We start from the raw sequence: 7,900 nt of genomic DNA, 5'->3' as shown, positions 1-7,900 counted from the left end.
GATACTCCATCCGAGATGTGCGGAACGTCAGCCTCAAGACCTCCGCCAGCTCAAAACCCGGTGGATCTGGGCTGGATCGCGGTGCGCACCGCCCGTGTGGGCGGGAACTCCTGGATCGGATTGATCTTGCCGGTCGGGAGGCCATGGTGAAGGGCTGCGGCGTAACCATGGCGATGCCGCAGGGGCAAAGCTGGCCACCTCACCCGACGAGGGGATCACAGTGAACGTGGGAACCACTCCAGTGCTCCTGATCGGCCCTCGCTCCACGTGGGTCGATGTGGGAAGGCGCGTGGAACAAGCAGATGGCGACCGAGGTTCAGCGGCAGCGCCGCAAGCGACATGGTGAGGCCAACTACCGACTGGTCCGGTACAGCCCGTAACAGCCGTCCTCCCGCCGCGTCGTACCTCTTTCCTTCACCGTGCGCGACCCCTTGACGGGAGCCACGCAGTTGCTATGGTTCTGCAATCGATTGCGTTTGAGATAGCCGTTCGAGTGGTGGGAGGTTCACGGTGGGACGTCAGCTGTCGCTGGCGGTGGCTCAGGTGGGGGGTATCCAGCCGGGGGAGCGCCGTGAGGATGTGGTGGTGCGTCTGCTGGTGCTGCTGGAGGATGCGGCGGCCCGGGCGGCCCAGGTTCGTGGTCTTTCCTGAGCTGACGTTGACGACGTTCTTTCCGCGGTACTGGTTGGAGGAGCTGTCGGAGGCTGACCTGTACTTCGAGCGTGAGATGCCGAACGAGGCGGTGCAGCCGTTGTTCGATCGGGCTCGTGAGCTGGGTGTCGGGTTCTACCTGGGGTATGCGGAGCTGACAGCGGATGGGCAGCGGTTCAACACGTCCATCGTGGTCGACAGCGCTGGTGCCGTCGTGGGCAAGTACCGCAAGATCCATCTGCCTGGTCACGCTGTCCCTGTGGAGGGGGCGCCCTCGCAGCACCTGGAGAAGTACTACTTCGAGGTGGGGGATCTGGGGTTCGGCGTGTTCGACGTGGACGGGGTGTGGGTCGGGATGTGCCTGTGCAATGACCGTCGGTGGGCGGAGGTGTACCGGGTGTTGGCGTTGCAGGGCGCTGAGGTCGTGGTGCTGGGGTACAACACGCCGTTGGGGTTGCCGGGCTGGGAGCCGGAGGCGCACCACAGCATGTCGGCGCACCTGCTGTCCCTGCAGGCAGGGGCGTACCAGAACTCGTTGTGGGTTGCTGCTGCTGCGAAGTCGGGCACGGAGGACGGTGTGCCGATGATCGGTGGGTCAGCGGTCGTGGCTCCCTCTGGTGAGGTCAGTGCTCGAGCGCTCGGCACCGGCGACGAGGTGGTGCACACGGTCATCGATCTGGACGCGGCTAAGGCTTACCGGGACGAGATCTTTAACTTCGCGGCGCACCGGCGCCCGGAGCAGTACTCCCTCATCGTGGAGCGCACTGGCCGGGGCGACCCGCTGCCGGTCCCGGGGCAGGGTCAGTTGAGGGCATCTGCTGGGGGGATGAGATCGTGAGCACTTCGGGTCAAACGTGGTTGGTCAACGGCACTCTCATCGATGGGACTGGTACCCCTGCCCGCCCGATGACGGTGGTGCTGGAAGGCGAGGAGATCGCGGCCGTGGTGTTGCCGGGGGAGCGGCCTCCGAACGGCGCTGAGGTCATCGATGTGTCAGGGCTTGTCATCTGCCCGGGGCTTATCGACACGCACTCGCACGCGGACAACGTTCCGTTCCTGGCGGAGGCGGACACATCCAAGGTTGTGCAGGGCGTCACGACGGAGGTCGTTGGCAACTGCGGGTTCAGTCTGGGTCCGGTCAACCCCGCCGACGTTGCGGACCTGCAGACGTTGATGGGTCGCATCTTCCCTCCGATGGAGTTCCCGTGGACCTCCTTCGCGGACTTCCTCACCCATGCCGATGCCGGCGGGTACGTCACGAACTACGCCCCGTTGGTGGGCCATAACGTGCTGCGCGTCGCGGCGTTCGGAAGTCTGAACCGTGCCCCGACACGCGTTGAGCTGGACCTGATGGGCGGGCTGCTGCAGGAGGCGTTGGAGGCCGGAGCGTTCGGGCTCTCCAGCGGTCTCATCTACCCGCCGGGGCTGTTCGCGGTCGAAGAGGAGCTGTCCGCGCTCAGCGCCCGCCTGGGCTCCGACGGGGTCTACGCGACCCACATGCGCAACGAGAGCGTGCACCTACGCGACAGCATCAAGGAGTCGCTGCGCACGGTCGCTGGGCACAAGGGCCGCCTCCATGTGTCGCACCTGAAGGTCGCTGACCGGGCCCAGTGGGGTCAGATGGGACAGGTCCTGGACGAGCTCGACGTCGCCCGAGAGGCAGGACAGCTCGTCACCCAAGACGCCTACCCGTACACGGCCGGTAGCACCATGCTGACCGCGATGCTGCCACCCTGGTTCCACGACGGAGGCTCCGAGGCGGTTCTGGCGCGGCTGGGGTCGGCCGAGGCGTTGGAACGGGCTGAGCGGGACCTGGCGCAGCCAGGATCGAGGTTCGAGAACTTGGCGTTGGCTGCCGGGTGGGACAACGTCATCATCTCCAGCACAGGAACCCACCGGCACGAGGGAAAGAGCGTCGCCCAGCTTGGTCACGAGCTGAATACTTCGCCGTTGCGTGCGGCCGCGCAGTTGCTCGTGCAAGAGAACTTGATGGCCACAATGGTCATGCACATGATGGACGAGGCCGATGTCGTCACCGTCTTGGCCCACCCACAGACTGCGTTCGGGTCCGACGGGCTGCCGCCGGGTACCGGCGGGCGGCCGCACCCGCGGACGTACGGGACGTTCCCGCGGGTCCTGGGCCGCTATGTCCGCGATCAGGGCGCGCTGGAGCTGGAGGACACGGTGCGTCGGATGACGTCCCTGCCGGCCGACATCTTCGGGATCCCGCACCGTGGACAGGTCCGGACAGGGTTCGTGGCCGACCTCGTCTGTTTCGACCCGGCCACGGTCGCCGACGGCGCCACCTACGAGGACCCGACCCTGGCACCGACGGGCATCCACCGGGTCTACCAGGGTGGGCACCTCTCGGTCCTGGACGGCACCTGGCAGGGGCACCGGACGGGTCGTCGCCTCACGCCCGCCCGCCGGTGACATCAATCGTTGGACACTACTAGGAGGTGGCCATGTCCTGCCAGTACCGCCCACCCAGGGATGGGCCGACGTCGACGTTGGCGCGCTCCACCCCGTACCTGGTTGTGGACCGCACGATCGTGGAGGCCAACATCGCCCGCGTCCACGGACGACTAGACGCTGTCGGGCTGTCGGTCCGCCCCCATGTGAAGACGCACAAGAGCCCTGACATCGCCGCACTGCAACTGGGCGCCGGCGCGGTTGGCATCACGGTCGCGACCATTGGTGAGGCCGAGGTGTTCGCCGGCGCCGGCTGCACCGACATCTTTATCGCCTACCCGGTGTGGGTCGATGCTGACCGGGCCCGGCGCCTTGCCCTCCTCACCGAGACGGCTCGCGTCGCGGTCGGGGTCGAGTCCGTCGAGGGTGCTGAGCACCTGGCCGGGAAGCTGGACCCGCGCATCGAGGTGATGGTCGAGGTCGACTCCGGTCATCACCGTACCGGGTGCGATCCGCAGCACGCCGGTGAGCTGGCGGCTGCGGTCGTCGGGGCCGGCGCGGGTTTCCGCGGACTGTTCTCTTTCCCCGGCCACTCCTACGCCCCTGGCGCCGCCGCTGACGTAGCCGTGGCAGAAGCCAAGGCGTTGCGCGTCGCCGCGCACGCCTGCCGGGCCGTGGGGTTGGTCCCCTCGGTCATCTCTGGCGGGTCGACCCCGTCGGTGGCCGAGATGGCTCCGGGCGTCCTGACCGAAGCAAGGCCGGGGGTGTACGTCTTCAACGACGCCCAACAATGGGAGCTGAACCGGTGCACGCGCGAGGACATCGCGTTGACCGCCTACGGACGCGTCGTCAGCCGGAGACCGGGACGGGTCGTCGTGGACGCCGGCAGCAAGATCCTGGGCGGTGAGAGGGCCGCGTACGCGAGCGGGTACGGGCGTCTGCTGGACCACCCCGAGGCTCGGATCGTCCAACTGAGCGAGCACCACGCGGTCGTTGAGGTCCCTCACGGCCAGGAACCTGCACTCGGTGCGGTGCTCCGGGTCGTTCCCAATCACGTCTGCATCGCCGTCAACCTCGTCGACACCCTCACGGTCGTCGGTGAGGAGGTGAAGGTGCAGATCTGGCCCGTGACTGCCCGCGGCGCCAACTCCTGACCGGTACGGCCCTGACCAGCAGAGGAGAACCGATGAAACCTTTCACCGACCGTCCGCCCTCCACGGAGGACTTCGAGCACGACCCGAGGTACGCGATCTCGTTGCGGGAGGCGTGGATCTGCGTGGCCTACTGGGCGGTCTTCACCGCCATCATGGTCGCCATCGCGTGGGGGATCGCGGGCAACCGCGACCCCTCAGACCCGCCGATCCGACGTAACAGTGTGTTATTTACTGGCAGGCCCTAAGCGGTCGCGCCGCTCCGACGACGCCTGATCTTGCTCGGCGTCTGCCTGCAAATTCTCATCTCGTGGCGCTTGGGGAGCGAGCCGTGGGTCGAGCAAGCAGCGACGACCTCCTGCGACCGCTCTTGCCAGGCTGTCGGCGGCCGACACCTCGCCCGACCCAAGCCGTGACAGCGCCTCGTATCCTTCCTGGGTGCTGCTCGCCGGACCGATCTTGATGGACGACGTGCTCGGCGGCACGAGGCCCGTCTTCGTGGTAAAGGTTGATCATCACCTTGAACTTCGACCGCCTCATCGAGCAGGCTCTGCGCGCTGAGGGGATCGAGGCCACCGTCGTGGCGAGCCCTGCCGACGTTGCCGGCCCGCCCGCAGCCCTCCTCGCACATCTGGACCGCACCGGTGCCCGCCGGCCTCGAGCCGGGTGAGCACGTGGTGACGATCCGCAGCCCCGACCCCTACGGGGCGCACGACCGAGAACTCGCAGGTCTCCGAGGTCCTCGCCGACTGACGCGAGCGCGCGCCGCATACCTTCGCGGCGCACCGGCCCGGGTGCACGGTCCTGTGACGGGGCACCGGGGCCTGGCTCTGTCCTGGCCCAACTCGGAGGTGGCCGCCGTCGGGGGCGCTGCGCTTACGGCTGACGCCTGCTAACTTCGGCCGCAATCGTTTGCAAAGGAGCTTCGGATGAGTTCGCTTCAGGTCATGATGTCGGTCGGCCTGCTCTTGTTCCTCGCATTGATGGCCTACCTGGGATGGCTCGGGTACCGCCGGACCCAGACGGTCGCCGACTTCGCGATCGCGGGAGCAGCCATGGGTCCGGTCACCCTCGGGCTCGCCTTCGCGGCCACCTTCTTCAGCGCCGCGACGTTCGTCGGCTACACCGGCTGGGCCTACGGCTGGGGCCTGTCGTCCCTGTGGATCGTGCTGACGCTGATCATCGCCTCACCCCTGGGCCTCATCGTCGTGGCCAAGCGCGTGCGCAACATCAACACCGGCCAGGGCTCGCTCTCCCTGCCGGACTGGCTGGGAGACCGCTACGGCAGCAGCTTCCTGCGGGTCGTCGTCGCCCTGGCCACGCTGTTCAACCTCTTCTACATCGCCGCCCACTTCAGCGCCGGCGGCCTGAGCTTCCAGCAGCTCCTCGGCCCGCCCTACCTGGTCGGCCTCGTGGCCATCGCCGTGATCGTCACGCTCTACACCGTCGGCGGCGGGTCGTTCGCGGACATCTACACCGACGCCGCCCAGGCCCTGCTCATGGCCCTCACCGGGCTGCTCGTCCTGGTCAGCGGCTTCTGGGTCTTCGACAAGGGCTTCACCGGCATCATGCGCGAGGTCACCGCGACGTTGGAGGCGCAGGATCCGTCGATGGTGGCCGTCGTCAACCCCGACTCCGCGGTCTTCTACTCCGTGCCCCCGATCGTCGGCGCCTTCATCATCCAGTTCGCGTTCTCGTCCCAGCCGCACCTGTTCAACAAGGTGCTGGCGCTGCGGGACCCCGCCGACATGGCCAAGATGATCCTGACCTACGTCCTATGCGCGATCGCCTTCCTCTCCGTCGTCTTCGGTGGCCTCTACGCGGCCGTGGTCGTCCCCGGGCTGGAGAGCGCCGACGCGGCCATCATGGAGTACGCTCAGGTGGCCTTCCCGACCATCCTCGTGGCCCTGCTCGGCGTCACCGTCCTGGCGGCCGCCATGTCGACCAGCGACGGCATCTTCGTCGTGATCTCCACCTCGATCGCCAACGACATCTACCGCAAGTTCCTGGTGCCCCGGGGCCTGATGGGCAAGAACGTGCCCGAGGAGGAGATCGACCGCCGCACCCTGTCGATCTCGCGCTGGTTGACCGCGCTCACCGGCGTGGCAGCCACCCTGCTCGTGATCCGTCCGCCGGACTTCATCGGGACCTTTATCTGGATTGGCATCTCCGGCGTGGCGTCGGCGACGCTCGGACCCATCCTCGTCGCCCTCTTCCTGCCCCGGCTGGCCAGCGCCCGCGCTGCCTCGATCTCCGCCGTGGCAGGTCTGGTCGGCTACCTCGTCATCCACTTCATCGGCTTCGAGAAGAGCACCCTGGCCGCAGGGGCCTGGGCGGTCCTCGTGGGACTGGCGGCCATGGTCGTCGCGGGCCTGGTCTTCCGCGAGGACGCCAAGACCCTGGCCCGGGCGAACGCTTCGAACTGAAAGGACGTCCTGCGATGTGGATCAACCCCATGCTGACGATCTGGCTGTACGGCACCCTCCTCGGTCTCGCGCTCATCGTCCTGACTCTGTGGCTGTGGTACTGGAGGGACGACCGGTGAGCGGCCTCGCCAGCCGCAGCCTGGACGAGATGCTGCTGGCCGCCGCCGAGTCTGGCCTCTCCAGCGAGGGCCGCGAGGAGCAGTGGGAGGCCCGACGGGCCGAGGACGACCAGGTGCTCGAGACGCTGCGCAGCGCCGTGTTGCAGCACGAGCCGCCGGAGGGCGGCCCGCCCGTGGCCTCGGTGGACTGGGCCCGATGGTCGACCGCGGACAACCGAGACTCGATGCACCGCCAGCCGCTCACCACCCCGCGCGAGCAGCCGACCTGGACCGCGGTCTTCGAGGACCGGCCCGCCACGGTGCCCGGACCCCTCCGGGGCCTGGAGGTCGGCGTCAAGGACCTCATGCACGTCGACGGTCACCGGGTGACGGCGGCGACCCGGGCCCACCGCTCCACGCCCGCCGCCGAGGCCCCGGCGGTCTCCGCCCTGCGCCGTGCCGGTGCCGACATCGTCGGGACGACGAACCTGCACGCGCTTGCCTACGGCGCCACGGGCACCAGCAGCGACTGGGGCGTGCCGCAGAACCCGGCGGTGCCCGGCGCCATCCCCGGCGGATCGAGCAGCGGATCGGCCGTCGCGGTCGCCGAGGGCAGCGCCCATGTCACGGTTGGGACGGACACGGCGGGCTCGATCCGCATACCCGCCGCGCTCTGCGGGGTCGTGGGTCTCAAGCCCACTTTCGGGGCCGTCCCGGTCGAGGGCTGCCACCCGCTCGCGCCGACGCTCGACCACATCGGGCCGCTCGCGGGCAGCGTCGCGCTGGTGGCCGAGGCCTTCGCCGCCATGGCCGGGCAGAGCCCCCGGGAGAGCGCTCCCGAGGACGACGCCGGCCAGCCGGTCCTCGGGGTCCTGCGCGGGTACTTCGACACGCTGCTCGACCCGGCCGTCCGGGCGGCGCTCGCCGCGACGCTGGACCGTCTCCAGGCGGCGGGGTTCACCCTGGTGGACGTCGATCTGCCCCTCGCCGAGCACGTCCCCGGGGCACAGCTGGCGACCATGTCCATGGAGGCGCTGCGCAGCAACCTCGAGACGCTGCGTGAACGGGCATACCTGCTGCCTCCGGATGTCCGACTGCGGCTCGAGGCGGGGCTGGGGCGCACCCCGGCGCAGTACGAGGCCGCCCAGCAGCTGCGTGCCGC

At 68.6% G+C, this 7,900-nt stretch carries 8 protein-coding genes; all 8 read left to right on the top strand.

Going from position 1 to position 7,900, the window contains the following annotated elements; translation table 11 throughout:
* Positions 1-510 precede the first annotated feature (510 nt).
* Positions 511-651 carry a hypothetical protein gene (locus ACR2FV_RS05045; protein WP_434014610.1) on the top strand — a complete coding sequence of 47 codons (141 nt, stop codon included), beginning with the start codon at positions 511-513 and terminating at the stop codon, positions 649-651.
* Positions 638-1,489 (top strand): nitrilase-related carbon-nitrogen hydrolase, encoded by an 852-nt coding sequence (locus ACR2FV_RS05040; protein WP_434014609.1) that lies wholly within the window; start codon positions 638-640, stop codon positions 1,487-1,489. The genes ACR2FV_RS05045 and ACR2FV_RS05040 overlap by 14 nt, the downstream gene beginning before the upstream one ends.
* A 68-nt stretch (positions 1,490-1,557) precedes the next feature.
* The gene (locus ACR2FV_RS05035) at positions 1,558-3,084 is read left to right on the top strand and encodes an N-acyl-D-amino-acid deacylase family protein (protein WP_434014608.1); all 1,527 of its coding nucleotides are present in this window, start codon (positions 1,558-1,560) and stop codon (positions 3,082-3,084) included.
* 104 nt (positions 3,085-3,188) lie between these two features.
* Positions 3,189-4,217 carry an alanine racemase gene (locus ACR2FV_RS05030; protein WP_434014607.1) on the top strand — a complete coding sequence of 343 codons (1,029 nt, stop codon included), beginning with the start codon at positions 3,189-3,191 and terminating at the stop codon, positions 4,215-4,217.
* Between the two features lie 32 nt (positions 4,218-4,249).
* On the top strand, positions 4,250-4,462 hold the full coding sequence (locus ACR2FV_RS05025) for a hypothetical protein (RefSeq protein WP_434014606.1): 213 nt from the start codon (positions 4,250-4,252) through the stop codon (positions 4,460-4,462).
* Positions 4,463-4,734: 272 nt separating this feature from the next.
* On the top strand, positions 4,735-4,884 hold the full coding sequence (locus ACR2FV_RS05020; protein WP_434014605.1) for a hypothetical protein: 150 nt from the start codon (positions 4,735-4,737) through the stop codon (positions 4,882-4,884).
* Positions 4,885-5,143: 259 nt separating this feature from the next.
* Positions 5,144-6,640 carry a sodium:solute symporter family protein gene (locus ACR2FV_RS05015; protein ID WP_434014604.1) on the top strand — a complete coding sequence of 499 codons (1,497 nt, stop codon included), beginning with the start codon at positions 5,144-5,146 and terminating at the stop codon, positions 6,638-6,640.
* Between the two features lie 115 nt (positions 6,641-6,755).
* Positions 6,756-7,900: amidase (locus ACR2FV_RS05010; protein WP_434014603.1), on the top strand; the 1,145-nt coding region annotated here is incomplete at its 3' end.

The organism is Ornithinimicrobium sp., assembly GCF_051004135.1.
Classification (GTDB): Bacteria; Actinomycetota; Actinomycetes; order Actinomycetales; family Dermatophilaceae; genus Ornithinicoccus.
This window is presented reverse-complemented; position numbering and strand designations above follow the sequence as displayed.